The sequence below is a fragment of the Bradyrhizobium sp. TM233 genome, from assembly GCF_036247965.1.
In the GTDB taxonomy this organism is placed as follows: Bacteria; Pseudomonadota; Alphaproteobacteria; order Rhizobiales; family Xanthobacteraceae; genus Bradyrhizobium; species Bradyrhizobium ottawaense.
In genome coordinates this window covers 99,854-124,935 of the sequence record NZ_BTIG01000003.1, presented here as the reverse complement: position 1 = coordinate 124,935, position 25,082 = coordinate 99,854, and the positions used below count along the sequence as shown (strand labels likewise).

Sequence of the window (25,082 nt, the reverse complement as noted above, 5' to 3'; positions counted from 1 at the left end):
CCATCAGACGATCAGCCGCCCGCGCCGCGCGGCAATCCCGATCGTGACCTCGGCACCCGCGTTGAAGTCGAGACGGTCGGCTTCGACGCCGTCGCTGAAGATGACGCCGTTTTCCGCCATCAGCGAGCGAATGCGCAATTGATCCGCCGAAGCGAGCCGGCCGCAGACGAGATGGGTCTGCGAATGGCGGCTGGGAAAGGGCTCTCGCACCGCAAAGCGCAGCTCGGCTGCGTCCCAGGGCAGGGCCTCGTAACCGGTCAGCGGGGGAGGCTGGCCAAAGCTGCCGGCAATGGCCAGCGAGCCGGTGACGATGCTCTTGAACCAGGCGGTCGATCCAAGCCCGGTCGAGACGATCAGGCCGCTGGAAGATTGTCGTTCCGTCGCCCCGCCGGCCGCAAGCTCGTAGATCGCGGAGACATGCGTGCGGGCGCCGATGAAGAGGTCGTTGACGGCGTAGAGCACCTGGCCGTCGTTGAGCCGCGCTTCGGCCATCGTCACGGTCTGGCTGCCGCGCTTCTCACTGGCGACCTCCGGCAGGAGTTTTGCGAGGTCACGCGGCGCAAAGGGAAGCAGGATGCCGTCGTGGCGCGCGGGATCCGGATTGAGCCCGATCAGCGGGTGGTCGTTCAGATATTTCATCGTGTTGGCGACGACGCCGTCCTGGCCGAGCGCGACCACGATGTCGTCCGGGCCGAACAGGAAGTTCGGCAGGAAGCCGCGGTCGACGACCTGATAGCGCCCCCATTGCTCCAGCACTTGCAGCGTCGTGTGGCGCTGCGCACGATAGACCTCGTGCTCGCGCTCATAGTCCGAGAAGTCGGCGCCGAGATGCTCGACGTAGAAGCGGGCCTGCGCCGCCGTCAGGTGGCGCGCGATCAGGTCCTCCAGCCTGGTCTTGCGCGTCACCAGCACCACCTTGCGGTCATTGGCGGCGGGCATTGGCGGCCTCCGTCGGCTTCGGCTTCTCCATCAACTGGCTGAGCAGGTCTGGCGAGACGTTGAGCTGGCCGATCTTCTCGGCCTTCTCGGCAATGCCGGAGAAGGCTTGCGCGATCAGCTGACCCGGCTGCATGCCGGCGGCGGCGAGCGCCTGGATCACGCGGGTGTCGACGCCCTCGAAGATCTTCATCAGCGCACCGACGCGATAGGCCTCGGCGTCGGCCAGCGTCCTGGTATTCTCGGCATTGAGGCCGACGAAATCCTTGCGCTTGCCCTCCAGCACGATGTCCGCGGCCATGCCGGCCTCGCGCAGCTCATTGCGCTTTGCCGCAACGCTTGCCTCGGCGTCCATTTGGGTCTCGCGAATCGACCGCTTCTTCTGCTCGACCGCGATCTCGGTGTCGAGCTCGCTCTCGCGAATGGCACGTTCCTGCTCGACGGCGAAGTTGCGCCGGGCGAAGATCGCTTCGTCCGCGTTCTTCAGGATCGCCTCGCGCGCTTGCGCCTCCAGCGCCCTTGCGGTGTCCGGAGTCGGCTTGATGCCGCGGATCGACACGCCGAGGATTTCGAGGCCGAGAGCGGCGATGTCGGCGCGCGCCCTCAAGCCGCCCGCGATGATGTCGGCGATGCGATCGGACGCCTGCAATGCGTCCCTCAGCGTCAGCTCCTTCACCGCTTGCTGGGCGAGGACCTCGACCGTGCCGAGAATGCGCTCCGGCAGCTTTTCCGGATCGTCGCTCCCGTAGGACTTGCCATCGGCCTTCAGCGTGAAGTCGAGCATCGATGCCGCCTTCTTCGGCTCGCTGACGCGATAGGTGACGTGACCCTGCACGGTCAGTGTCTGAAAGTCGCGCGCGATCTGCTCGAAGATGAAGGAGGCGTCGCGGCTGCCGATGGGCACGGCGACCAGCGTGGTCACCGGCGCGTAATAGAGCGCGGAGAGCCCGGCGCCCTCGGCGACGACCGCGCCGGCGCGGTACTTCATCAGATAGGTGGTGGGCTGGGCCTTGATGAACCTGACGCCGAACATGGCCGTCTCCAATCACTGACTGTAAGTTGGTCTGAGCAACTAAGTAAGTTGGACTGTACAACTAACTATGCTACTGTCAAGTTCGAACAGGGGGGGCTGCCGATGGCGGGCGAAGGTCGGGCTGAAGGGTCTGGTAAATCAGGGCAATTGGACTTCCCGCGACCCCTGACCACGGTCGATGTCGTGATCTTTACGATCCTCGACGACAGGCTTCAGGTGCTGCTGATGCAGCGCCCGGCCGGCGAGGGCGAGCCGTTTCCGCTCGCCTTGGCGCTGCCGGGCGGCTTCGTGGACGTCACGAAGGACCGCGATCTCGCCGCCTGTGCGGCACGCAAGCTGAAAGAGAAGACCGGAGTTACCAGTCCTTATCTGGAGCAGCTCGGAAGCTGGGGAAGTGCGACGCGCGATCCGCGCGGCTGGTCGGCGACCCACGCCTATTTTGCGCTGATCCCGGCGGACGCAAGCGTGCTGGCGAACGATGCGCGGTGGTTTCCGGTTCGAGGCGGACGGCTCAAGGAGAAGCTCGCCTTCGATCACGGCGAGATCCTCGCAACCGCGATCCGGCGGCTGCGCAACAAGGTGGAGTACACCTCGCTGCCGGCCTATTTGATGCCGGCGGAATTCACGCTGCCGGATCTGCAGCGGGTCTATGAGATCGTGCTCGACCGCCCGCTCGAGAAAAGCGCCTTCCGGACCCGGATCCTGTCGGCCGACATGATCGAGCCGGTCGCGAAGATGCGGCGCGGTCCCAACCGTCCGGCGCAACTCTACCGCCTGAAGAAGGGCGGCGAGCCCGTGTATTTCGTTCGGACGTTCAATCCGCCGGAATGAGGTCGTGCTCCGCTCTGCGGCTGGCGCCGCGGTGCCATTCGGAACCGGCATGCCCGTGGCCTCGGTCTGCAGGTAAGACATTGGTTGCCGGCGCGATCTGCGCTCGGCAGGCAGGCGAACGGTTGGAATGCGGTTCTTGAAATCTGACAGCAGGCTGATCGGCGTCCTGCTGGTGCTCGCCATCACGCAGCTGGTCGGATGGGGCACGATCGGGCTTCCTGCCATCGTCGGGCGCGATCTCGCAAGCGATCTCGGCATGAGCCTGCCGGCGGTGTTCGCCGGAACGTCCGTTCTCTACGTCTCGATGGGACTGTGCGCGCCGTGGCTGGCCAAATCGTTTGCACGGCATGGCGCGCGGACGGTCATGATGGTCGGCACGGTCGTCACCGTGCCGGGCTTCGTGCTGCTGTCCCTCGCGCGCGAGCCGATGCTCTATTTCGCCGCCTGGATCGTCCTCGGCATCGCCGGCAGCGCCACGCTGTCGACTGGCGCCTATATCATGCTGAACGAGATCGCCGGACGGCAGGCCAAGAACGCGATCGGGGCCTTGATGCTGGTGACGGGCCTGTCCAGCAGCATCTTCTGGCCGACGACGTCGTTCCTCAGCGGGCACCTCGGCTGGCGGGGGACGTGCCTCGTCTATGCCGCGATGATGCTCGTCGTCAGCCTGCCGCTCTATGCGTTCGCACCGCGCCGGAAGATCGCGGGGAATGATGGCGGCGAGCCGGTCAAGGCGTCACCGCCGCCCGCGATTCCGAAGAGCACCTTCGGCCTCGTCGTCGCCGCGATCACGCTCAACGCCTTCGTCAATTTCGGCATCAGCGCCGTCATGATCGAGCTGTTGCGGGCGGAGGGGCTGGCGTCGGCGCAGGCACTCCTCTTCGGCTCCATGCTGGGCGTGATCCAGGTCAGCGCCCGCGGGCTCGATCTCCTCGGCGGCGGGCGATGGGATGGGATCACGACAGGGCTCGTCGCGGGCACCGCGCTGCCCGTCGCGATGTTGCTGCTGATGCTGAGCGAAGGCGCGACCTGGGCGGTGGCGGTCTTCATCCTGCTCTATGGCGCCGGCAGCGGCGCGATGGCGGTGGCGCGGGCGACCATCCCGCTCGTGTTCTACGACCAGGCCGAGTTCGCCAAGGCGATGTCGATGATCGCGCTGCCGCTCAATCTCGCCTCCGCGATCTCGCCGCCGCTCCTTGTCGGGCTGCTCACCCAGTTCGGCAGCCGCGGTGCGCTCGGTCTCACTTTTGTCTTCTCCTGCGCGACGGTGCTGATCCTGGTCCTGCTCGGACGGCGGCGGCCACAAGCGACTGCGGCGGCCGTGACCTGAGCCGATGAGGCAATATTCGCGTCGCGGAAAGTTGCAGACGGGACTTGGCTCGCTGCCGAAGCTGCGGATGGCCGTATGCCGCCAGTGCAGTGCTCAAGGCGCCAAAATAGTGTATCCGCTAGGGGGCGTGGCGCGCTTTGAGCCGCCGCGCCAAGATCCAGTTCCCCGGAGGAAATCGATATGTCGGCCTTGCCGCTCTCAGGCATCAAGATCCTTGACCTCACGCGCGTGCTTGCCGGGCCTTTGTCGGCCCAGATGCTGGGCGATTTGGGCGCGGAGGTGATCAAGATCGAGCGGCCGGGCACCGGCGATGACGCGCGCGCCTTCGGCCCGCCTTACCTGACCGATCCGGAAGGCAAGGCCAACAACAACAATTCCTTCTATCTCTGCGCCAACCGCAACAAGAAGTCCGTCACGGTCAACATCGCCAAGCCCGAGGGGCAGGCGATCATCCGCGAGCTTGCCAAGGACGTCGACGTCTTCATGGAGAATTACAAGGTCGGCGATCTCAAGCGCTACGGCCTCGACTACGAGACGATCAAGGCGATCAACCCCGGCATCATCTATTGTTCGGTGACCGGATTCGGCCAGACCGGGCCCTATGCGCCGCGCGCCGGCTATGACGCCATCCTGCAGGCGATGGGCGGCCTGATGAGCGTCACCGGTCATATCGACGGCGAGCCCGGCGAGGGCCCGATGAAGGTCGGCCCGTCGATCGTCGACTACATGACCGGCATGAACACCTCGATCGGGATTCTCTCGGCGCTCTACCATCGCGACGTCAATGGCGGCGAGGGGCAGCACATCGACGTCTGCCTGTTCGACACCGTCATTGCGTCGCTGTCGCACTGGCTGCAGATCTATCTCGTCAACGGCAAGACGCCGCCGCGGCGCGGCACCTGGGGCAATGGCGGCATGCCGGCCGGCGTGTTCCGCTGCACCGACGGCGAGCTGATGCTGGTGGTCGGCAATGACGGCCAGTTCCAGCGCACCTGCGCCGTGCTCGGCGCGCCGGAACTGGCGACCGATCCGCGCTTCATCAAGAACAACGACCGCGTCGTGCACGGCAAGGAGATCATGGCGATCTTCGCCGGCCTGTTCCTGAAGCAGCCGGTGGCCTACTGGCTGGACAAGTTGGAAGAGGCTGGCGTGCCCTCGGGCCCGATCAACAATTTCGAGCAGGTGTTTTCCGATCCGCACGTCCAGTCGCGCGGCATGCGGGTGAAGACCGAGCACAAGTTCGAGCCCGAGCTCTCGCTGATCCGCAACGCGCTGACCCTGTCGGGCACACCCATCACCGAATATCGCGCCCCGCCGCTGCTCGGCGAGCACACGCAGGAGGTGCTCGGCGGCAAGCTCGGCTATGATGCGGGCAAGATCGAGACGCTGAAGCAGCAGGGGATCATCTGATCTCATGACCACCAAAACCATCATCACCTGCGCCATCACGGGCAACCTCACAAAGCCCGAGCAGTCGCCGTACCTCCCCGTCACGCCCGAGCAGATCGCGACCTCCGCGCTGGAAGCGGCCGAAGCCGGCGCCGCCATCGCCCACATCCATGTGCGCGATCCCGCGACGGGGCGTCCCTCGATGGAGGTCGATCTCTACCGCGACGTGGTGGCGCGCATCCGCGCCCGCAACAAGAGTCTGGTCATCAACCTCACCACCGGTCCCGGCGGGCGCTTCGTGCCCTCGCTCGAAGACCCGCGCGTCGCCGGCCCCGGCACCACGCTGCTGCAGCCCGAAAAACGCGTCGAGCACATCGAGCTGCTCAAGCCTGACATCTGCACGCTCGATCTCAACACCATGAACTCCGGCGGCGAGGTCGTGATCAACACGCCGCGCAATGTCCGCATCATGGCCGAGCGGATGAAGGCGGCCGGCGTGCTGCCGGAGATCGAGCTGTTCGATAGCGGCGACTGCCATCTGGCGCGCGACCTGTTCGCCGACGGCACGCTGAAGGGGCCGGGCCTGTTCTCGCTGGTGCTCGGGGTGAAATATGGCTTCTCGGCGACGCCCGAGACGATGTTCTACGCCCGCAGCCTGCTGCCGCCGGGCGCGATCTGGTCCGGCTTCGGCATCGGCCGCGCCGAGTTCCCGATGGTGGCGCAGGCCTGGTTGCTCGGCGGCCATGTCCGCGTCGGCATGGAGGACAATCTCTATATGTCCAAGGGCGTGCTGGCGAAGACCAATGCCGAGCTGGTCGCGCACGCCGCGGGCATTCTGAAGAGCCTGGGAGCGAGCGTTGCGACAGCGGAAGATGCGCGCGGGATGCTGGGGCTGGCGTGAGGCTTGCGCGCCATCCCCAGATAATCCCGGTCCGTAGTCGCACAGGCTTCCGCTTCGCGCCCGACTCTGATTCGATCTCTCCAGTAATGTCGGGAGGGAAATGGATGTCCTACACGATCGGGTTCCAGGCCAAGGACCAGAAGGCAATTCTGGCGACCGAGGCGGCGACCGCCAATCAGGCCGTCGCCATCGTTGCCGCACTGCGGCAGAGTGCCGAGGAGATCAAGTTCATCCGCTCGCCGCAGGAAGGCGAGATGGGCATCGAGATGCTGCTGCTGCTCGCCAAGGAAGAGGCCGAGGAGATGCCGCAGCGGGGCTGAACCCGCCACGACCACACTTCGACGAAAAGCGAAACATGCCGGCTGAAAGATGATGTAGTCAGCCGTCAGTCCCGCTCGAACCGAAGGTGGCCGGCCATGAAACGCGAAGCGCTCCGCGTCGAGCCGATCTCGACGTTTCTCGATCGCCGCAACGCGCCGGTCTCGCCGGTCACGCTCGCCGGCAATATGATCTTCGTCTCAGGCCTGCCGCCGTTCGATCCGGACACGGGCGAGATCGCGCAAATGCCGATCGAGCGGCAGAGCGAGATCGTCATGGAGCAGATGAAGCTGTGTCTTCAGGCGGCCGGCGCCTCGCTCGACAACGTCATGAAGTGCAACGTCTACTGCACCTCGACGAAACACTTCGCCGCCTTCAACGCGGTCTATGCCCGCTATTTCCCGCTCGATCCGCCGGCGCGGATCTTCGTCTGCACGCCGGAATGGTTCGGCCCCTTCGACGTCGAGATCGACTGCATCGCGATGATGTGAGGCGAGGCATATTGCAGATCGGCAACACTGCGCCGCAAGATGGCCTGTGTCATTCGAGCGAATGACGCGGGCAGAGCGGGCTCCCCCTAAGCCTCATCCATCGTGACCGACTCGCAGGACGTGCGGGTCGATGGAGGGAAGGGGCACAGATGTCTTGCCGGATCGTCTTGAAGGAATTGCTCGCCGGGGCCGTCGCGGCAGCAGGCATTCTCTGCATCGGTCTTGCCGGTGCGAATGCTGCGGATGTCGCGCCGCGATACACGAAAGCGGCGGCGGTCGCCGCGGTCTGGGACTGGACGGGTTTTTATGCCGGCGCCGATATCGGCGGGACCAAAGCCACGACGGGCGGACGTTCGAACTTCTTTCAAGACGATGACACGACCGAGTTTGCCAACAATCCACAGCCGTCACCGGCATCGTCGACCTCGTCGGCCATCGGCGGCGTTCATCTCGGATACAACTGGCAGACCTCGCATTTGGTGCTGGGCCTGGAAGGCGATTGGCAATGGGCGTCGGCCAGGCACTCGTTCTGTCGCCAGACCGATATCGGGAGTGACCAGCAGTGACGACAGCGGCAGAGGCTTCCTCACGCTCCGGGGCGAAACAAGAGGGATCGGAACCGTGCGAGGGCGTCTCGGCTATGCCTTTGACCGCATCCTGGTCTACGGCACCGGCGGGGTCGCGTTTCTTGATACGCGCGATTCGATCACCGCCGATTGTCGGGTCGCCGGATGCGCTAACTCTAGTGCTAGGAATCTGACCACGGCGACCTTCTCCAACGTCAGGACCGGCTGGGTGGCTGGCGTCGGCGCGGAACTGATGCTGTCGCCCAACTGGATCGTGCGGTCGGAATATCTGCACGTCGACGTCGGGTCTGCGACCGATACGCTCAATCTGGCTTCCGGGAATTGCCTGGGCGCGCCGTGCGGTGCATCGTGGTCGCGCAGCCAGCATTACGACATCGGCCGGGTCGGCCTCAGCTACAAGTTCGGCGGCGCCACGCGGATCGACTGATCTTGCCGATCGTTCAAGCCAAACTCGACCCGGCCTCTGGCCGGGTTTTCTGTCGAGCACGTGCTAACGCGCCGCCACCCTTGGCGCCTTCGCCTCGACCTTCCCCGCCGTCAGCGCCATCGTCGCCACGCTGACGACGCGGGCGACGACGTCCTCGACGTCGTCGAGATCGCATTTGCCTTCCGACAGCTTCGTCAGCCGCTCGCTTTCGCGGATGGTGTGGTGCGCCATCGCGAGCGCGAAGTTGAGGCCCCAGTAGATATCGACGTCGCTGCGGTCGGGCAGGGCGCGGCGCATCGCGCCTGCGAATTTCCGCAAATGGTCGATCTCGCGGTTCTTGATGCGGCGGATCGGCGGTACGGATTCGATCGAGGCGCGGATCATGAAGCGCGCCGCGGTGGAACGCTGGTTCTCGGGGCCGAGGCAGCCGCGCAAGGTTGGCCCGACCAGCGCGTGCAGGATCACCTCGATCGGCGCGCGGCCGCCGCCTTCTTCCTCCGCCGCCTTCAACTCGCGCAGGCGTTCGCGGTTGGTGGCGATCGAGCGGGTGACGAATAATTCCGCGATCAGCTCGTCCTTCGAGCCGAAATGATAGTTCACCGCCGCCAGATTGACACCCGCCTCCGCGACGATGTCGCGCAGCGTCACGTCGCCGAAGCCGCGATCTGCATAGAGCCGTTCGGCGGCGGCGAGAATGGCAGATCTCGTATGATCGCTGGCCATGGATGTCCCGGAGGGGAGGGAGTTGCAATTCAAACAGTTGTATGAAACTATCGTTTGAAGGTCGGGAAAAGTCAATCCGCAATCGGGACTCGTTCGCAACTCGCGAAGCCGGTTCCGAAGCGTCCGCAAGCTGCGCGCTTGCGGGCCGCGCGCAGCGGGAGGACAGTCCGGCGCAAAACAGGCTCGCGAAGCCAACAGGTTCGCAAGAGAGAAACGAGGAGCGTCCCATGGATTTCGATCTGTCCCCCAAGCAGAAGGAATGGCTCGACCGCGTACGGTCGTTCATGGCCAAGCACGTGCGCCCGGCGGTGCCGATCTATGATCAGCAGGATCACGCCGGCGAGCGCTGGAAGGTGATTCCGGTTCTGGAAGACCTCAAGAAGAAGGCGAAGGCCGAAGGCCTCTGGAACATGTTCATGCCGCCGAGCGAGCATGAAGACGACGAATTCCGCGGCGCGGGACTGACCAATCTGGAATACGCGCTGCTGTCGGAGGAGATGGGCCGCGTCACCTGGGCCTCGGAAGTGTTCAACTGTTCCGCGCCCGACACCGGCAACATGGAAGTGTTCATCCGCTACGGCTCCAAGGAGCAGAAGCGCAAATGGCTGCGCCCGCTGATGGACGGCGAGATCCGCTCGGCCTTCCTGATGACGGAACCTGCGGTGGCCTCGTCCGACGCCACCAACATCGAGACCCGCATCGAGCGCGACGGTGACCATTACGTCATCAACGGCCGCAAATGGTGGTCGTCCGGCGTCGGCGATCCCCGCTGCAAGATCGCGATCCTGATGGGCAAGACCGATTTCAAGGCGGCCAAGCATCAGCAGCAGTCGCAGATCCTGATTCCGCTCGACACCCCCGGCATCAAGGTCGAGAAGATGCTGCCGGTGTTCGGCTTCGACGACGCCCCGCACGGCCACGCCCAGGTGCTGCTCGACAACGTGCGGGTGCCGAAGGAGAACATCCTGCTCGGCGAGGGCCGCGGCTTCGAGATCGCGCAGGGCCGTCTCGGCCCGGGCCGCATCCATCACTGCATGCGCACCATCGGCAAGGCCGAGGAGGCGCTGGAGAAGATGGTGAAGCGTCTGTCCTCGCGCAGCGCCTTCGGCAAGAAGATCGTCGAGCACTCTGTGTGGGAGCAGCGCATCGGCGATGCCCGCACCAACATCGAGATGACGCGTCTGCTCTGCCTCAAGGCTGCCGACATGATGGACAAGGTCGGCAACAAGACCGCGCAGGCCGAGATCGCCATGATCAAGGTCGCAGCGCCCAACATGGCGCTGAAGATCATCGACGAGGCGATCCAGGCCTTCGGCGGCGCCGGCGTCTCGGACGAGGCGGGCCTTGCCAAGGACTACGCCCACATCCGTACCCTCAGGCTGGCCGACGGTCCGGACGAGGTGCACAATCGCGCCATTGCCAGACTTGAGGTTCGGAAGTATGCAAACTCTCCCAGTCATTAAAAGGGAGAGCCCTGCGGCGCTCCCGATCTGAAGAAACGACAGGGCATGATCCGATCGGGGTGACCGCTTGACGCAAGTGCGTCGGCGGTTACCCATTAGGATCGTGCTTCGACTGAAGAGGGAGCGTCATGGCTGACGGCGTCAGGAAAGACGAAGAGTTCTCGGGCACCAAGCCGGTCGAGGAGCGTCATCGTATCGACGAGATGCGGCTCGAAGCCTGGATGCGCGACAACGTCGAAGGCTATGAGGGTCCGCTGGTCGTCCTGCAATTCAAGGGCGGCCAGTCCAATCCGACCTATCGGCTGAACACGCCGAAGCGCTCCTACGTGATGCGCCGCAAGCCGTTCGGAAAATTGCTGCCCTCGGCGCATGCGGTCGATCGCGAATATCGCGTAATCGCAGCGCTCGGCAAGCAGGGTTTCCCGGTCGCGCACGCCTATGCGCTGTGCCAGGACGATAACGTCATTGGGGCTGCCTTCTACATCATGTCGATGGAGGAGGGCCGGGTGTTCTGGGATCCGACGCTGCCGAGCCAGGATGGCGATGCGCGGCGCAAGATCTTCACCAGCAAGATCGAGACGCTGGCGAAACTCCACATGTACGATCCCACGGCGATCGGGCTCGGCGAGTTCGGCAAGCCCGGCAATTATTTCGCGCGCCAGATCGACCGCTGGACCAAGCAGTATCGCGCGTCGGAGACGCAGCACATTCCCGAGTTCGAGAAGGTCGCCGAATGGCTGCCCAGGACCGTGCCGGAGCAGGCGCGCGTCTCGATCGTCCACGGCGACTATCGTCTCGACAACATGATTTTCCACGCGACGGAACCGCGCGTGCAGGCCGTGCTGGACTGGGAGCTGTCGACGCTCGGCGATCCCATGGCCGACTTCACCTATCTGCTGATGCAGTGGATCATGCCCGGCCTGGACGGCGCCGACCTCAAGGCACTCAACATCCCGAGCGTGGAGGAAGCCGCGCAGATCTATTGCAACGTCACCAAGATGACGGTGCCTGACCTCAACTGGTACTTCGCCTACAATTTGTTCCGCCTTGCCGGCATCACCCAGGGCATCGCCGGCCGCGTCCGCGACGGCACCGCCGCCAACGCCAAGGCCCTGGAGTCCGCCAAGCGCACCGTGCCGCTGTCAAAGGCCTCGTGGGAATACGCGCAGAAGGCGGGGGCGGTGTAGGAATGACGAAGGCGCGGCCGATGTGGCCGCGCTTTTTGTTTGTTGCGACGCCGCTTCCACTTACTCGGTGTCGTAGCCCGGGTGAGCGTAGCGATACCCGGGACGGTGCTCCCGCATGTCGCTTCGCTTATGCGGGCTACGGGCAGCTCTCGTAGGGTGGGCAAAAGCGCGTAGCGCTGTGCCCACCATCCGTCGGCGTTCGCGGGCAGAGTGGTGGGCACGCTTCGCTTTGCCCACCCTGCGGCAGCGGCGCCTGCGGCTACGCCTTCACACAATGCGCGATCAGCCTCTCCACGAAGCCTGCGCATTTCTCCAGCTCGGCCATCTCCACGAACTCGTCCGGCGTGTGCGCCTGCGCGATGGCGCCGGGGCCGATCACCACCGAGGGGATATCGGCCATGCTGGCGAACAGGCTCGCTTCGGTGCCGAAGGCGACCTTGGCATGGTCGTTGCGCCCTGCGAGGCTCTTGGCGAGCGTGACGATGGCGGCATCGGCCGCGGTGTCGAGCGCGGGGTAGTCGAGGATCTCCTCGAAATCGATGCCGCACTCCGGATGCTGTTTCTTCATCGCCGGTTCGAGCTCGGCTCTGGCCCAGGCGACGATGGCGTCCGTCACCTCCCTGGACTCGGTGATGCCGATGCCGCGGCATTCGAAATCCACCGTGCAGGTGTCGGGCACGATGTTCAGCGCGGCGCCGCCATGCACGATGCTGGTGAGCAGCGTCGAGTGTGGCACGTCGTAGAGGCTGTTGCGCTCGGCTTCTTTTGCAAGCGCCACGGCGCGGCGGCGGATCTCGACGATCAGCTCGGCGGCGTATTCGATCGCGTTGACGCCGTCGGGTGCGATCGAGGAGTGGCGGGCGAGCCCGCGAAACGTCGCGCGCACGCCGTGCTTGCCCTTGTGGCCGATGATCACCTTCATCTCGGTCGGCTCGCCGATGAAGGCGCCGAGCGGCTTGACCGTCTTCTTGGCGACCTCGCCGAGCATCGGCCGCACGCCGACGCAGCCGATCTCCTCGTCGTAGGAGATCGCGAGATGAATTGGCGTTGCGAGCCTGGCCTGCACCATCTCCGGCACCATGGCGAGGCACACCGCGACAAAACCCTTCATGTCGGTGGTGCCGCGGCCGTAGAGCTTGCCGTCGCGCTCGAGCAGCTTGAAGGGATCGTGGCTCCAGCCCTGGCCCACCACAGGCACGACGTCGGTATGCCCCGACAGCACCAGGCCCGGCCGGTCCTCGGGGCCGATCGTGACCCACAGCGAGGCTTTCTGCCCGGTTGCGTCGACGATGCGCTCACCCTTGATGCCGAACGCGGCGAGGTAGCTCTCGATATGGGCAATCAGGGGCAGGTTGGTGCGGTCGCTGACGGTGTCGAAGCCGACGAGGTCGGCGAGGATCTTGCGAATCCGGTCGGGTCTTGGGTCCAGCATTCTCGGGATCATGTGATGGGAGGAGTGGCTCTGCGGCCTGCACGAACCATACCAACGGAAGGGCATGATGCGCAAACGGGCCGGGCCGGGCGGTCGAGCCAGATCATCCGGCTTGGTGCCTCAGTTCTTCTGGGTCGCGTTCTTCCTGGCCGGAGCGGGGGGCGGCGCGGCGGCGGTTTCCGGCGGCGCCTGCGGCGTTGCGACCGAGATGCCGTAGGGTCGCCACTGGTTGCCGACGTTCTGGAAGGTGAGGTCGAAATTGATCTGGAGCGGACGCGTCGGGAAGAACCCCGTCAGGCGCAGCATCTTGCTGGGGTCGAGATAGGGCGGTGTCGAGAGCTGCGGCGCGGCCAGCGCCACCGAGAACAGGTCGAAATTCCGCCGGCGCAGGTCGGTGAATCCAAGCGCGAGATCGGCGGCGGTGTTCTTGGCCTGGAAATCGGGCGCGGCGAGATCGCGCAGCACCGAATAGTTCCCGCTGCGGTTGGCGTCGTTCAGTGTCAGCAGCGTCGAGCGGACCAGATAGAGGGCCTGTTCGGGGGTGACGGGAAGCTGCGGCTGCTGCTTGGTGGCAGCCTTGTCGTCCTCGGCGCTGATCGGGTTCATCACCACCGGCGACAAGGCAATCACCACGCCCAGCACGAGGCCGAGGCATTTTCGCAAGCGCATGGCCAGATCCGGCGTCACCATTCGGGCCGGTCTCCGACCCGCGCGCCGAATCCCATCAATCCAGGTCGGGCACCCACACCCGAGCCCATGAAAGCCTGCATCACCATTCCTCAAACCAATCCGAGCCAACGACACTAGCGGTTCGATCGAACGGAATCTGTCACTGTCCGGCAACATCCGGACATTCGAAATTGTCGTGGCCCGCCTCATCGGGCGGTAACATCGTCCTTAGTTCAGCGTCCACGACGCGCCGGCCCGCACGCCGACGGCGCCTTGCTGCGCGGCCGTGAACGCGGCGTTGAAGCGCATGGAGTCCGAATAGGAATAGCCGAGGCCGACCGCGAGGCCGGATTGTCCCTGGAAATTGCCGAAGCCGCCGGCGATCGAGACCTTGCCGGGGCGGGGATCGAATTGCAGGCCGGAGGCCGCGAGTGCGAGCGCGACGCCGCCCCGCGATTCCCGGGTCAGATTGTCGACGCGATTGCTCAGCGTCGCCAATTGAGCGTTGACCCCGTTGATGTCCGCTGCCGACGCGAGCCCGAGGCTCGCCAGCGTCGTCGTCGCAAGGTTGCCCGCGGCATCGGACGTCACGAGCTGGGTCGGCCCCGATTGCGCCGCCTTGCTCGCCGCGGAGCTGATGCCGCTCATCGTGTAGGTGCTGCCGGCGGTGCCGACCACGACCTGGTTGGCGCGCGTCGTGGTCGCGCCGCTGCCGATCGCGACGGAATTGTCGAAATTCGCGCTGGCGCCCGTCCCCATGGCAATCGCGTTCGCTCCGGCGACGGCCGTGCCGTTGCCGATCGCGACGGCGGCGGCGCCGGAGACCGAGCTGTTATTGCCCATGACGATCGCATTGGTCGCATTCACGGCGTTGCCGCTGCCGAACACGGAAGAGCCCGCTGCGCTGGAGGTGGCTGCGATGGCATTGTTCGAGCCGACAAGCTGGATGTTGTCGCCGCGGCCTGCCGTATTGGACCCGTTCACAATGTTGTTGTCCCCGAGCACGAAAGAGCCGTTGCCATTGACGGTGTTGGGATCGCCGATCGCGAAGGTGCCGTTGCCGTTGACGGTCTGTCCGGTACCGAACGCGCCGCTGTTGTTGCCGGTCACGCTGTTGTTGGATCCCACGGCAGTGCTGTTGTTGCCATTGGCGACCGTACTCTGGCCGAACGCCGCGCCTTGACTGCCGAGGGCCTGGACGCCGCTGCCGAACGCCGAGGAGTTCGCACCGGTTGCGACCGACCCGTTGCCTACCGCCGTGTTGGATACGCCGTCGCCGCTTGCATTGGCATTGCTGCCGAACGCGACATTGGCGCTTACGTTGCCGTTCGCGTTGGCGCCTGATCCCACTGCATTGTTTTGGCTGTGGTTGCCGTTGGCTGCGGCATTGAAGCCGATGGCGGTATTGGTGTTGGTCCCGAAACCCGAGCCGGTGAAGCTCCCGGTGCCGGTCGCGGATGCGCCGCTTCCGATCGCGATGTTGGATGCGATTGATCCCGACGCGTTGGGAGCCCCGGCCATGAAGCTGCTTCCGCCGATCGCAACGTTTTGGCCGAAGCCGGCGCCGACGTCCGTTGCTTGGGCACCGAAGCCAAGGGCTACGTTTGCCGAAACGATGCCACTCGCGCTGCTGGCCGATCCCACCGCAAGGTTGTTGCTGCCGTTGCCGCTTGCGTTTGCGCCGGCCGCGACGCCGTTCGAATCGGCGCCGCCGATTGCGATGTTGTGAATGATCTGAAGTCCGGCAGTAATGCCGCCGCTGGCGTTTGCTGAGTTGCCGAGCGCGATGTTTGCGGCATCCAGGACGGAGTTGGCGTTGGCATTGTGGCCGCACGCCATGTTGCCGGTGCCTCCGCCAGAGAAGCCGCCTTGCCCCGTTCCGTCGGTGCTTTGGCAGACGAATTGCGCCGCGACAGGGCGCCCGCCAACCAGAAGACAAAGGGCCGACAGTGCAATGGCCGCAACGACGCGCGTCTTGCGCGTCGCTCCCGATCGCGGGCGCGCCGGCGCGCGGGACCTGGCATTCGCCTCTGCATGACCCACTGGCAGTCTCGCCCAGTCCAACATCATATTGCTCGTGCCTGTACCCGCCGGAGAGGCATCGTCGCGCCCGGCGGCGGGTCGTGACGCGATTTTTCCCCGCATCGGGCCGGCGCCTCCAAAATGCATTGATTTGCAGCGGCCCACTTTATGGGAGCTGCCGCGCAGGCTCTACCGCTTGGCACGCAACCACATTGCGTCTATTGCAAATCATTGCTGGAAGATGCGTCATTCCTCTTCCGGGTTATTTTTTTGATTGCAACTGTGAGGCGGGGGGATGTCGGTCTTTCAGAGCCTGGTTTTCGATACGACGGTGCTCGACGGCATTGCCGATCCCGCGGTTCGGGCCCGCGTGTGGGCCGAGTGCTTCGAGCAGATCGTCACCGGCATGGACATGGGGTTCGCGGACGGCGATGCGCGCATCGTCGGGACGCACAAATTCGTCATGAACGAGACCGTCGCGCTCGGAGAGATGTTCAGCTCCTCCTTTATCGGCGCGCGGACCAAGAAGCACATCAACCGCGACGACGAGGACCATGTCTATCTGAGCTTCAACATCGGCGCGACCGCTCACATCGGCCGCCAGTTCGGGCGCGAGATTGACGTCCAGCCGGGACAGGCGGGGCTTCTCGTGCTCGACGCGAGCACGGAGGCCATTGCCCCGAACAACGGCCATTGCATCAGCCTGAAATTGCCGAACGCGATCTTCAGGGAGTGGGGCCTGTCCCCGGTCGACCTGGCCTGTCGCCCGCTCGACTGCACCGGTGCGGACTATCAGCTCCTTACCGGCTATGCGCGCCTGCTGATCGCGAATGGGGCGGGGCTCGACGAAGGCAGCGCGGCGGAAGCGACGCGGCACCTGATCAAGCTCACCGGCCGCTGGCTCGGCGCCAGGGACGGCGTGCGGGGAGCCGACGGCGAGGAGGCGGTCTACCGCGCCCGGCTCGCCTTGGTCCGGCAGACCATCAGCAAGCAGGCGTTCGATCCCGAGGTCAGCCTCGAGCGGGTGGCGCGGCGGCTCGGCATGCCGTCCCGGACCGTGCAGCACATGCTGGCGAAGGCCGGCGAAAGCTTCTCGCAGATCGTGATGACGGCACGGTTGCGGCGGGCCCGCGTCCATCTGCTCGATCCAGTCAATGTCGATCTGTCGATCGCCGACATCGCGTTTCGCTGCGGCTTCCTCGACGTCTCGAGCTTCTACCGCGCGTTTCGCGCCGCCTACGACATCACGCCGAAATCGCTGCGCGAGCAGGCCGGGACCATTCCGCCGGAGTGAATTCGCTGGGGCGAAACCTTGGACCCGTAGCCCGGGTGAGCGAAGCGATACCCGGGACAGCTCGTGCTGTGAATCCCGGATGTCGCTTCGCTCATCCGGGCTACAAGACCTTGCGCTGCCTGACGGGCAAAACACGCAAGATATCGGTCAACGCGCCCGGCCGAAAATATTCCACTTTACCGAACTTCGGAAATCTCGTATGTGTCGCGCAACTCGGCCCAAGGAAGAGGGGCGTATCGCGATCGTCACGAACGCGGGCCGGGCGGCGGTGGACGCTGATGACATCGGCGCGATGGGTTTTGCAGGGCGGAGAGCCGTGAGCAGAACCGTCGCGCACACGACCGGTGTGATCCGCGTACGGCAAAATCGTGTGGTCCTGGCGCCCGGGGTCTGTGCGCCAAGTCTTGTGGTGATGGGTGTCGTCCAACCGGACGCATCCGTCAGCCATCCGCAAGGCGACGGGGGCAATAGTGCAACGCTCCCCGGGGAGATCACGACATAAGCCGTAAGCCCACTGCGCAGGGAAGGCCGGGATGTCCTGGCTACACCTGTATGCCGCTGTGCAGCTTCTTGTTACGCAGGATTCGCACAGTGGACCTCGGGTGCCAGCCGGCGCCCGGTCTTCCCTGCGCCCTCTTTCAATTGAGGGTGAAGCGACGAAGCAAAGCTCGGGCGAAATGCGCCGCGAGGATGCGAAGGTGCGTCTGGGAGGCGTAGGATGGGTAGAGCACTCGCGAAACCCATCATGTTTCAACACGGGGGAAGCGTTGATGGGTTTCGCTGCGCTCTACCCATCCTACGAACTCTATCCAAGACCGTCACCCTGAGGTGCGGACCACGCGATGCAACGCGTCGCGTGGAGAGCCTCGAAGGGCGACAGCCCGGCTATATCTCGGCCGTTCATCCTTCGAGGCTCCGCATGCGATGCATTCGCATCGCACGCCTCGCGCCTCAGGATGACGGGACGGATACAGTACGGAGAGATTCTGGCTGGTTTGACTTTCGCACGAGGTCTCGTGCCCCGGACGCAGCGCAGCACGAAGTGGTGCGCTGCAGAGCCGGGGCCCATGCATCAGCAAATGCTGTGGCTTCCTGGGTCCCGGCTCTGCGCAGCAGCGTAAGAACGCTGCAGCGCGTCCGGGACACGAGACCGCCTTGTTAAACCGGCTTGCCCGTATACGGCATCGACGCGGTCAGGCCGCCGTCGACCGGGAACGCCTGGCCGTTCACATACGACGCCTCGTCGCTGGCCAGGAACAACCCCATCGCCGCGAGCTCGTGCGGCTGGCCGGGGCGCTTGAGCGGATTGAGCTGGCCGATCTTGTCCTGGGTGCCGCGCTCCTTGGCGCGGTCGAAGATCGGTTTTGTCATGCCGGTCTCGATCAGGCCCGGGCACACCGCGTTGATGCGCACGCCGGTGCCGGTGAGCGAATACGCCGTGGTCTGCACCAGGCTGATCACGCCGGCCTTGCTCGCGGCATAGGGATGCCCGCTGGCACCGGCCTTGAGGCCTGCGACGGACGCGGTCAGCACGATCGCGCCGGACTGCTGCTTCACCATGTGCGGCATCGCATGCTTCACCGCGAGGAACGGCCCGATCAGATTGACGCGCAGCACCTCCTGCCAATGCTCCACGGTTTGCTCGCCGAGCGGGACGAGCCCGCCGCTGACGCCGGCATTGGCCCAGATCACGTCGAGCCGGCCGTGGGTCTTCACCGCCTTGTCGATCACGGCGATGACGTCGGTCTCGGAGCCCGCGTCGGCGATCATGGCTTCCGCGATGCCGCCGGCCTTCTTCACCTCCTCGACGGTCTCCTTCACCGCCTCGGTGCGATCGACCGCGATCAGCTTGGCGCCTTCCCGGGTGAACAGCAGCGCGGCGGCGCGACCGATGCCGCTGCCGGCGCCGGTGATGATGACGGATTTGCCTTGCAGGCGGCCCATGCGTTTCTCCCTGTGGTGCCTCGCGCGACGCTTGCCGCGCGACGGAATTTCAAACAAGATTTCAAACGGTAAAGTGTCTTGAGACACGTTCACACCTGACGTACAGCGACATCAAACGGGATGGAAGGGTTTCGATGGCAGGCGCAGACAAGCCCAATGTGGTCATGACACGGTGGTGGTGGGTCCGTCACGCGCCGGTGCGCAACGACGGCGGCAACATCTACGGACAAAGCGACATCGCCTGCGACACCAGCGATACCTACGTGTTCAACGCTGTTGCCAAGGTGCTGCCACGCACGGCGGTCTGGTATTCGAGCAATCTGATGCGCACGCACCAGACCGCGGAAGCGATCTGGGCGGCCGGCTTCCCAAGGCCTGAATCGATGACATGGGAAGCGGACCTCGCCGAGCAAAATCTCGGCCGCTGGCAGGGCATGAACCGCGCCCAGTTCATCGCCAGCCGCCCCGTGGGCACGAGCTGGTTTGCCGACATCAACGAGCCCGCGCCCGGCGGCGAGAGCTTCATGGATCTCTACAACCGTACGCGCCGCACCATCGAGCGGATCAACGCCGAGGCGGCCGGCCAGGACATCATCGCGGTCGCCCATGGCGGCACCATCAAGGCGGCGCTGGGGCTCGCGCTCGACGGCCAGCCGGAGCGGGGATTGTCGTTCGACATCGACAATTGCTCGGTGACGCGACTGGATTATTTCGCAACTCCCGAGCGCAAGGTCTGGCGGCTGCCGATGGTGAACCAGCAGCCGTGGATCGCGGATGCTGCGCACGCGGCGATGCATCAGCCGGCGGGACCGGAAGTGAAGAAGCTCGCCTGAGCAAGGCGTCATTCCGGGATGGTCCGTAGGACCAGGCCCGGAATCTCGACGTGAATACCAAGATCAATCTGGGAGAGAAGCATGACCTTGTTCGACATGAAGGGAAAAGTCGCCGTCGTCACCGGCTCGACGCGTGGCATCGGGCTCGCGATCGCCGAGCGCATGGCTGAGCACGGCGCCAAGGTCGTGATCTCCTCGCGCAAGGCCGACGTCTGCGAGCAGGTGGCCAAGGGCATCAACGACAGGTACGGCAAGGGCACCGCGGTTGCTGTCGCCGCCAACATCTCATCGAAGGAGAATCTGCAAAACCTCGTCGACGAGAGCAACCGCGCCTTCGACAAGATCGACGTGCTGGTCTGCAACGCCGCCTCGAACCCGTATTACGGCCCGCTCGCCGGCATCTCCGACGATCAGTTCAGGAAGATTCTCGACAACAACATCGTCGCCAACAACTGGCTGATCTCGATGGTGGTGCCGCAGATGATCGAGCGCAAGGACGGCTCCATCATCATCGTCTCCTCGATCGGCGGCCTCAAGGGCTCGACCATCCTCGGCGCCTATGCGATCTCCAAGGCTGCCGACATGCAGCTCGCGCGCAACCTCGCCTGCGAATACGGCAAGGACAACATCCGCGTGAACTGCATCGCGCCCGGCCTGATCAAGACCGATTTCGCCAAGGCGCTGTGGGACAATCCGGAGAACCTGAAGGCCTCGACCGCGCGCTCGCCGCTGCTGCGCATCGGCATCCCCGACGAAATCGCCGGCGCGGCCGTATTCCTGGGTTCGAAGGCCGGCGACTTCATGACCGGCCAGACCATGGTGATCGACGGCGGCGCGACGATCAGCTGACGCGCACGCAGGTGCGAGGATGTGGTTGGCAGAGCCGCTGCGGCGAGGAACCAACCACTTTCCGGCTCGTTAGCCCGCGCATCCATCGCCGGCCCGTATGGCTGGCGAGGGCGAAAAGCGAGACAAATGATCCCCACGGTGATCAAGCCGCAATCTCCCGACGACGTCTCCGCAATGGTGTTTACGGTGGGCGCGGCGGTCCTGAGCATCATCATCATCGCGGCCCTTTATCTCGGGCGGGAGATTTTCGTCCCCGTCGCACTTGCGATCCTGCTGAGCTTCGTGCTCGCAGGTCCCGTCACGCTGATGCAGCGCCTTCATGTGCCGCGTGCGCTGGCGGTGGTCGGTGTCGTGCTCTTCGCTTTCGCGATCATTTTCGCCTTGGGCAGTGTGATCGCGACCCAGCTCAACGGCCTGGCGGGCGATCTGCCGAAGTACCAGGCCACGATCCTGTCCAAGATCCAGTCGGTGCGCGGCGTGGCGGGGGGCAGCTCCACGCTCGAGCGGGCCGCCGAGATGCTTCAGGACCTCGGCAAGGAGCTCGACAAGCCCAAATCGGCTGCGCCCGCCAATCCGCTGACCTCGGGCACTCCGGCCCACCCCGGCGTCAAGCCGGTCCCGGTCGAGGTCTTGCAGCCTGATCCCGGCGCACTGGAGAGCCTGCGCTCCCTGATCGCCCCCCTGGTATCGCCCCTGGCAACGACAGGGATCATCGTCATCTTCGTGATCTTCATCCTGATTCAGCGCGAGGATCTGCGAAATCGCCTGATCCGGCTGGCGGGCTCCCACGATCTGCAACGCACGACTGCGGCGCTCGACGACGCCGCGGCTCGCTTGAGCCGGCTTTTCCTCAATCAACTCATGCTCAACACGGGCTTCGGCGTGCTGATCGGCACCGGCCTGTGGCTGATCGGGATTCCCAGCGCGGCGCTATGGGGCATCCTCGCTGCCGTGCTGCGGTTCGTCCCCTATATCGGCTCGATAATAGCGGCGGCGTTTCCGCTCGCGCTCGCGGTGGCGGTCGACCCGGGCTGGTGGATGCTGGCCTGGACCGCGGCGCTTTTCTTCGTCATTGAACCGCTGGTCGGGCAGGTCGTCGAACCGCTGTTGTACGGTCGCACCACGGGCCTCTCGCCCGTCGCCGTCGTCGTCTCCGCGACCTTCTGGACGGCGCTGTGGGGACCGATCGGGCTCATCCTTGCCACGCCTCTCACCGTCTGCCTGGTCGTGCTGGGGCGCCACGTCGAAAGGCTGTCCTTCCTGGACGTCATGTTCGGCGATCGCCCGGCGCTGTCGCCCCCGGAGATCTTTTATCAGCGCATGCTGGCCGGCGATCCCACGGAAGCTGCCGAGAAGGCCGAGGAATTCCTCAAGGAGAGGTCGCTCGCCGCCTATTACGACGAGGTCGCGCTCAAGGGCATGCAGCTCGCCCAGTCCGATTTCGACCGCGCGGCGCTCGATCAGGTCCGGCTCGCGCGCATCCGCGATACCGTGGTTGAGTTCGTCGACGATCTCTCGGACCTCGACGACGTTCGCCCGGTCGGAATTGAGCGGACCGAGGATGCCGAAGCGGCCGATGCCGTCGAAGGTGTCGCGCCTGCCAAAGACCAGCCCGATATTCCCATCCTCGATAAGACGGCTCTTGCAGAGCAGTTCCGCGGCGAAAGCGCTGTGCTCTGCATCGGAGGCCGAACCGTGCTGGACGAGACCGCCGCGATCATGCTGGCACAATTGTGCCGCGCGCACGGGGTGGGCAGCCGTGTCGAAGGGCCGGACGCGCTGTCGACCGCCAACATCTTCCGCCTCGATACGACAGGCGTGAAGCTGGTCTGCTTGAGCTATGTCGGCATCACCAGCCCCGCCCATCTGCGCTATGCGGTGCGACGGCTTCGCCGCAAGCTGCCGCAGGCATCCATCATGGTTGGATGCTGGGCGGAGGGTGTCGCAAACATCGACGAACTGGGGCAGTCCGCCAAGGCCGATCTGTTCGCCACTTCGTTGCGCGAAGCGGCGCAGATTGTCGTCTCCATGGCGCAAGGCCAAGCGGACTCCGCGTCTGTTGCGGAGCCTGCCCTGTTGGCGCGCGCCTGAATGCTACTCCACCGCCGCGTAAACCAGATCCCGTACCAGGGTCCGCGTGTAGTCGCGCTGGCCCGGGCCCTGGCTCATGAACACCGCGAACAGATCCTCCTTCGGATCGATCCAGAAGAACGTGCCGGCGATACCGCTCCAGAAATAGTTGCCGACGCTGCCGGGGAAGGGTGCGATGCCGGCCTCGCGGCGCACGGCGAAGCCGAGACCGAAACCATGGCCGGGCGAGAGCAGCGTGCCGTTGGTCTGAACCTGCGGCCCGAGGTGATCGGACGCCATCAGCTCCAACGTCTTGCGGCCGATGATCCTGTTGCCGTCGAGCGCGCCGCCGTTGCGCAGCATCAGGCAGAAGCGGGCATAGTCCATCGTGGTCGAGACCAGGCCGCCGCCGCCGGACTCCATCACCGGTGCTTCGTGCATGTTGAACAGCGCGACCTTGTCGCCGGTCCAGGGATCGGCGGCGAACGGTTCGGCAAGCCTGCCCGCATTGGCTTCCGAGGTCGAGAAGCCGGTCTCGGCCATCTGCAGCGGCGCGAGCACGCGCTCGCCAAGGAACGTGCCGAGCGACTTGCCGCTGACGACCTCGATGATGCGGCCGAGGATGTCGGTGGAGCGGCTGTAGTTGAATTCCGCGCCGGGCTGGCAGACCAGCGGGAAGCTCGCCACCAGGCTCGCGTGCTCGGCATTGGTGATCTTGCGGCTGCGGACGCGGGACTCCTGGTAGAGCTTGTGCACGGGGCCGTCGCCCTGGTGCTCGTAGGTCAGGCCCGAGGTGTGGCGCAGCAGGTCCTGCACGGTCATCGGCCGCGTCGGCGGCACCAGCTCGAGCTTGCCGTCCTTGACGATGCCGACCTGCTGGCTGGCAAATTCCGGGATGAATTTCGCGACGGCGTCGCTGAGCAGGAGGTGGCCGTCCTCGACCAGAGCCATGATGGCGACCGAGACGATCGGCTTGGTCATCGAGAAGATCCGGAAGATCGAATCCCGCGCCATCGGCGCGGCGTCCGCCGGGCTCTGCCTGCCGAGCGCCTCGAACCAGCCGACCTGGCCGCGCCTCGCCACCAGCACGGTGACCCCGGGAACGGTTCCCTTGTCGATCTCGCGCTTGAAGGCGTCTGACATGGCCTGGAGGCGCGGCCGCGACAGCCCGAGCGTCTCCGGGCGGGCCTCAGGCAAGGGCGGGGTCAGCGGCGTCGAGGCGGCTTTCGTGGCGGCTTGGGCGTTCATGGAGGCTCCCGGACTCTTGTTTTTGGTCAACCGGAAAAGTGTGGCTCAGAAGCCCCGTGAAGAACAGATGCATTCGGCGCGGTGACATCTGCAGCGGACGCTCGGCATCGGGTCTTATGCACGGCAATACAATTCGGGGTAGACAGCAGCGGGCGGAACACCCTATTTTTGGGCCGGGCTGAGATTGGGTTACGGGGACAGGGGGCGTTGTTGAGATTGCTGCTGGGACTGGCGCGGATTGTCGCGCTGGGCGGAATGCTTGCGCTTGCGGGCTGCGTAACCGCCGCCAATAATTCGCTGTCGCAGAGCGACATAGCCGGCATGAAGCTGACCGGCGTTGCGGTCAGTTTTGCACGCGACGCACGCATACAGTGGGAGGACGGTCTCCGCGCCTATGCGGACTCGAAGGCGGTCAGCCTGGAACAGGCGGCAACAATGGCCGACGCTCCGGAGGTCAAGGCTTTCGTTCAGGGCCTGCTGGCGCCGCGGATCAAGGCCGGCGTCGAGCAGGTCTTGGTCGCTCGGCTGGCGGGCACGCGGCCGGTGCGGCTCGACATCCGTGTGAAGAGCTTGCTGTTCCCGTCGGCCATTCAGCGTGTCGTGATCGGCGGCCATCGCGGCATGATCGCGGACGCCAATCTCGTCGATGCCCGAACCGGTGCGCTGATCGTCGCCTATCCCGAGCTGAACGCAGCGCTCTATACCGGGCAGGGGATCGTTGGGGCGGCGGTGCAGGCTGCTATCGACAACAACGCGACGCAAACCCCGGTGGACAAGGTGAGCGTGCGCTACGGGGAGATCTACCGCAACTGGCTGCTGAAAGATGGGGGGGCCTAGCGCGAAGTACGCGCATGGCACTCGCTTCGCTCTTGCAATCCGGCCGCTCTCTGTGCTTGAAAGCGGCCCTGATCCTGGGGCGACGCAGGGTCCGTAGGAGTGTAGCTCAATTGGTAGAGCACCGGTCTCCAAAACCGGGGGTCGCAGGTTCGAGCCCTGCCACTCCTGCCAGTCAAATCAATCACTTAAGTCAGGTGCTGGCAGGATAGGGACGAGGGCGTCCCGCGGGCGAATCGCCGCGCCCCTGCCCATCCGCTCGATTTCCCAA

At 65.1% G+C, this 25,082-nt stretch carries 23 protein-coding genes and 1 tRNA gene; 16 read left to right on the top strand and 8 right to left on the bottom strand.

Annotation, left to right across the window (positions count from 1 at the left end; translation table 11 throughout):
- Positions 1–3 precede the first annotated feature (3 nt).
- Both AABA86_RS07635 and AABA86_RS07630 read right to left on the bottom strand, forming a co-directional pair.
- The gene (locus tag AABA86_RS07635) at positions 4–939 is read right to left on the bottom strand and encodes a sugar kinase (RefSeq protein ID WP_212249053.1); all 936 of its coding nucleotides are present in this window, start codon (positions 937–939) and stop codon (positions 4–6) included.
- Entirely contained in the window at positions 923–1,969 is a 1,047-nt protein-coding gene (locus tag AABA86_RS07630) for an SPFH domain-containing protein (protein WP_338306343.1), read from the bottom strand. The genes AABA86_RS07635 and AABA86_RS07630 overlap by 17 nt, the downstream gene beginning before the upstream one ends.
- 102 nt (positions 1,970–2,071) lie before the next feature.
- On the opposite strand from AABA86_RS07630, the gene AABA86_RS07625 reads away from it, so the two are divergent.
- The 8 genes from AABA86_RS07625 (at position 2,072) to AABA86_RS07590 (ending at position 8,243) form a co-directional block, all read left to right on the top strand.
- Entirely contained in the window at positions 2,072–2,800 is a 729-nt protein-coding gene (locus AABA86_RS07625; RefSeq protein ID WP_338306342.1) for an NUDIX hydrolase, read from the top strand.
- 127 nt (positions 2,801–2,927) lie between these two features.
- Positions 2,928–4,130, top strand: coding sequence for an MFS transporter (locus AABA86_RS07620; protein ID WP_338306341.1), 1,203 nt, complete (start codon positions 2,928–2,930; stop codon positions 4,128–4,130).
- A 180-nt stretch (positions 4,131–4,310) separates the two neighbouring features.
- Positions 4,311–5,540 carry a CaiB/BaiF CoA transferase family protein gene (locus AABA86_RS07615; RefSeq protein ID WP_028141053.1) on the top strand — a complete coding sequence of 410 codons (1,230 nt, stop codon included), beginning with the start codon at positions 4,311–4,313 and terminating at the stop codon, positions 5,538–5,540.
- 4 nt (positions 5,541–5,544) lie between these two features.
- Entirely contained in the window at positions 5,545–6,420 is an 876-nt protein-coding gene (locus AABA86_RS07610) for a 3-keto-5-aminohexanoate cleavage protein (protein WP_338306340.1), read from the top strand.
- Positions 6,421–6,524: 104 nt separating this feature from the next.
- Positions 6,525–6,740: a hypothetical protein gene (locus AABA86_RS07605; RefSeq protein WP_212249047.1), complete on the top strand. Its 216-nt coding sequence runs from the start codon at positions 6,525–6,527 to the stop codon at positions 6,738–6,740.
- A gap of 96 nt (positions 6,741–6,836) precedes the next feature.
- Positions 6,837–7,229: a RidA family protein gene (locus AABA86_RS07600; protein WP_212249046.1), complete on the top strand. Its 393-nt coding sequence runs from the start codon at positions 6,837–6,839 to the stop codon at positions 7,227–7,229.
- 167 nt (positions 7,230–7,396) lie between these two features.
- A complete protein-coding gene (locus AABA86_RS07595; RefSeq protein WP_338306339.1) occupies positions 7,397–7,795 on the top strand; it encodes an outer membrane protein in 399 nt (132 codons plus the stop codon).
- Positions 7,796–7,850: 55 nt separating this feature from the next.
- On the top strand, positions 7,851–8,243 hold the full coding sequence (locus tag AABA86_RS07590; RefSeq protein ID WP_338306338.1) for an outer membrane protein: 393 nt from the start codon (positions 7,851–7,853) through the stop codon (positions 8,241–8,243).
- Between the two features lie 63 nt (positions 8,244–8,306).
- Here AABA86_RS07590 and AABA86_RS07585 read toward each other — a convergent pair whose 3' ends face one another.
- Entirely contained in the window at positions 8,307–8,966 is a 660-nt protein-coding gene (locus tag AABA86_RS07585) for a TetR/AcrR family transcriptional regulator (protein ID WP_212249044.1), read from the bottom strand.
- A 227-nt stretch (positions 8,967–9,193) separates the two neighbouring features.
- Here AABA86_RS07585 and AABA86_RS07580 point away from each other — a divergent pair, with 227 nt between their 5' ends.
- Together AABA86_RS07580 and AABA86_RS07575 are read left to right on the top strand one after the other, a co-directional pair.
- Complete coding sequence (locus AABA86_RS07580; protein WP_338306337.1) at positions 9,194–10,429, top strand: acyl-CoA dehydrogenase family protein; 1,236 nt, start codon at positions 9,194–9,196, stop codon at positions 10,427–10,429.
- 128 nt (positions 10,430–10,557) lie between these two features.
- Complete coding sequence (locus AABA86_RS07575; protein WP_338306336.1) at positions 10,558–11,616, top strand: phosphotransferase family protein; 1,059 nt, start codon at positions 10,558–10,560, stop codon at positions 11,614–11,616.
- A gap of 259 nt (positions 11,617–11,875) precedes the next feature.
- Here AABA86_RS07575 and argE read toward each other — a convergent pair whose 3' ends face one another.
- The 3 genes from argE to AABA86_RS07560 all read right to left on the bottom strand — a co-directional run bounded on the left by argE (position 11,876) and on the right by AABA86_RS07560 (position 15,556).
- The gene (argE, locus tag AABA86_RS07570) at positions 11,876–13,048 is read right to left on the bottom strand and encodes an acetylornithine deacetylase (protein WP_338306335.1); all 1,173 of its coding nucleotides are present in this window, start codon (positions 13,046–13,048) and stop codon (positions 11,876–11,878) included.
- Positions 13,049–13,168: 120 nt separating this feature from the next.
- Positions 13,169–13,717, bottom strand: a complete 549-nt coding sequence (locus AABA86_RS07565) for a hypothetical protein (RefSeq protein ID WP_246550393.1) — start codon at positions 13,715–13,717, stop codon at positions 13,169–13,171.
- Positions 13,718–13,945: 228 nt separating this feature from the next.
- Positions 13,946–15,556, bottom strand: a complete 1,611-nt coding sequence (locus tag AABA86_RS07560; RefSeq protein ID WP_338306334.1) for a YadA family autotransporter adhesin — start codon at positions 15,554–15,556, stop codon at positions 13,946–13,948.
- 478 nt (positions 15,557–16,034) lie between these two features.
- Between AABA86_RS07560 and AABA86_RS07555 the strand changes: the two genes are divergently transcribed.
- Positions 16,035–17,033, top strand: a complete 999-nt coding sequence (locus tag AABA86_RS07555) for an AraC family transcriptional regulator (RefSeq protein ID WP_338306333.1) — start codon at positions 16,035–16,037, stop codon at positions 17,031–17,033.
- A 1,158-nt stretch (positions 17,034–18,191) separates the two neighbouring features.
- Here the strand turns inward: AABA86_RS07555 and AABA86_RS07550 are convergent.
- Positions 18,192–18,977, bottom strand: a complete 786-nt coding sequence (locus AABA86_RS07550; RefSeq protein WP_212249037.1) for an SDR family NAD(P)-dependent oxidoreductase — start codon at positions 18,975–18,977, stop codon at positions 18,192–18,194.
- Between the two features lie 134 nt (positions 18,978–19,111).
- Between AABA86_RS07550 and AABA86_RS07545 the strand changes: the two genes are divergently transcribed.
- The 3 genes from AABA86_RS07545 (at position 19,112) to AABA86_RS07535 (ending at position 22,750) form a co-directional block, all read left to right on the top strand.
- The gene (locus tag AABA86_RS07545) at positions 19,112–19,810 is read left to right on the top strand and encodes a histidine phosphatase family protein (RefSeq protein ID WP_212249036.1); all 699 of its coding nucleotides are present in this window, start codon (positions 19,112–19,114) and stop codon (positions 19,808–19,810) included.
- Positions 19,811–19,891: 81 nt separating this feature from the next.
- Positions 19,892–20,659, top strand: a complete 768-nt coding sequence (locus tag AABA86_RS07540) for an SDR family NAD(P)-dependent oxidoreductase (protein ID WP_212249035.1) — start codon at positions 19,892–19,894, stop codon at positions 20,657–20,659.
- A gap of 126 nt (positions 20,660–20,785) precedes the next feature.
- On the top strand, positions 20,786–22,750 hold the full coding sequence (locus AABA86_RS07535; RefSeq protein ID WP_212249034.1) for an AI-2E family transporter: 1,965 nt from the start codon (positions 20,786–20,788) through the stop codon (positions 22,748–22,750).
- Positions 22,751–22,753: 3 nt separating this feature from the next.
- Here the strand turns inward: AABA86_RS07535 and AABA86_RS07530 are convergent, their stop codons facing one another.
- A complete protein-coding gene (locus tag AABA86_RS07530) occupies positions 22,754–23,977 on the bottom strand; it encodes a serine hydrolase domain-containing protein (protein WP_338306332.1) in 1,224 nt (407 codons plus the stop codon).
- Between the two features lie 210 nt (positions 23,978–24,187).
- Here AABA86_RS07530 and AABA86_RS07525 point away from each other — a divergent pair, with 210 nt between their 5' ends.
- Both AABA86_RS07525 and AABA86_RS07520 read left to right on the top strand, forming a co-directional pair.
- Entirely contained in the window at positions 24,188–24,814 is a 627-nt protein-coding gene (locus AABA86_RS07525; RefSeq protein WP_212249032.1) for a hypothetical protein, read from the top strand.
- A gap of 95 nt (positions 24,815–24,909) precedes the next feature.
- Positions 24,910–24,985 (top strand) — tRNA-Trp (locus AABA86_RS07520).
- Positions 24,986–25,082 lie beyond the last annotated feature (97 nt).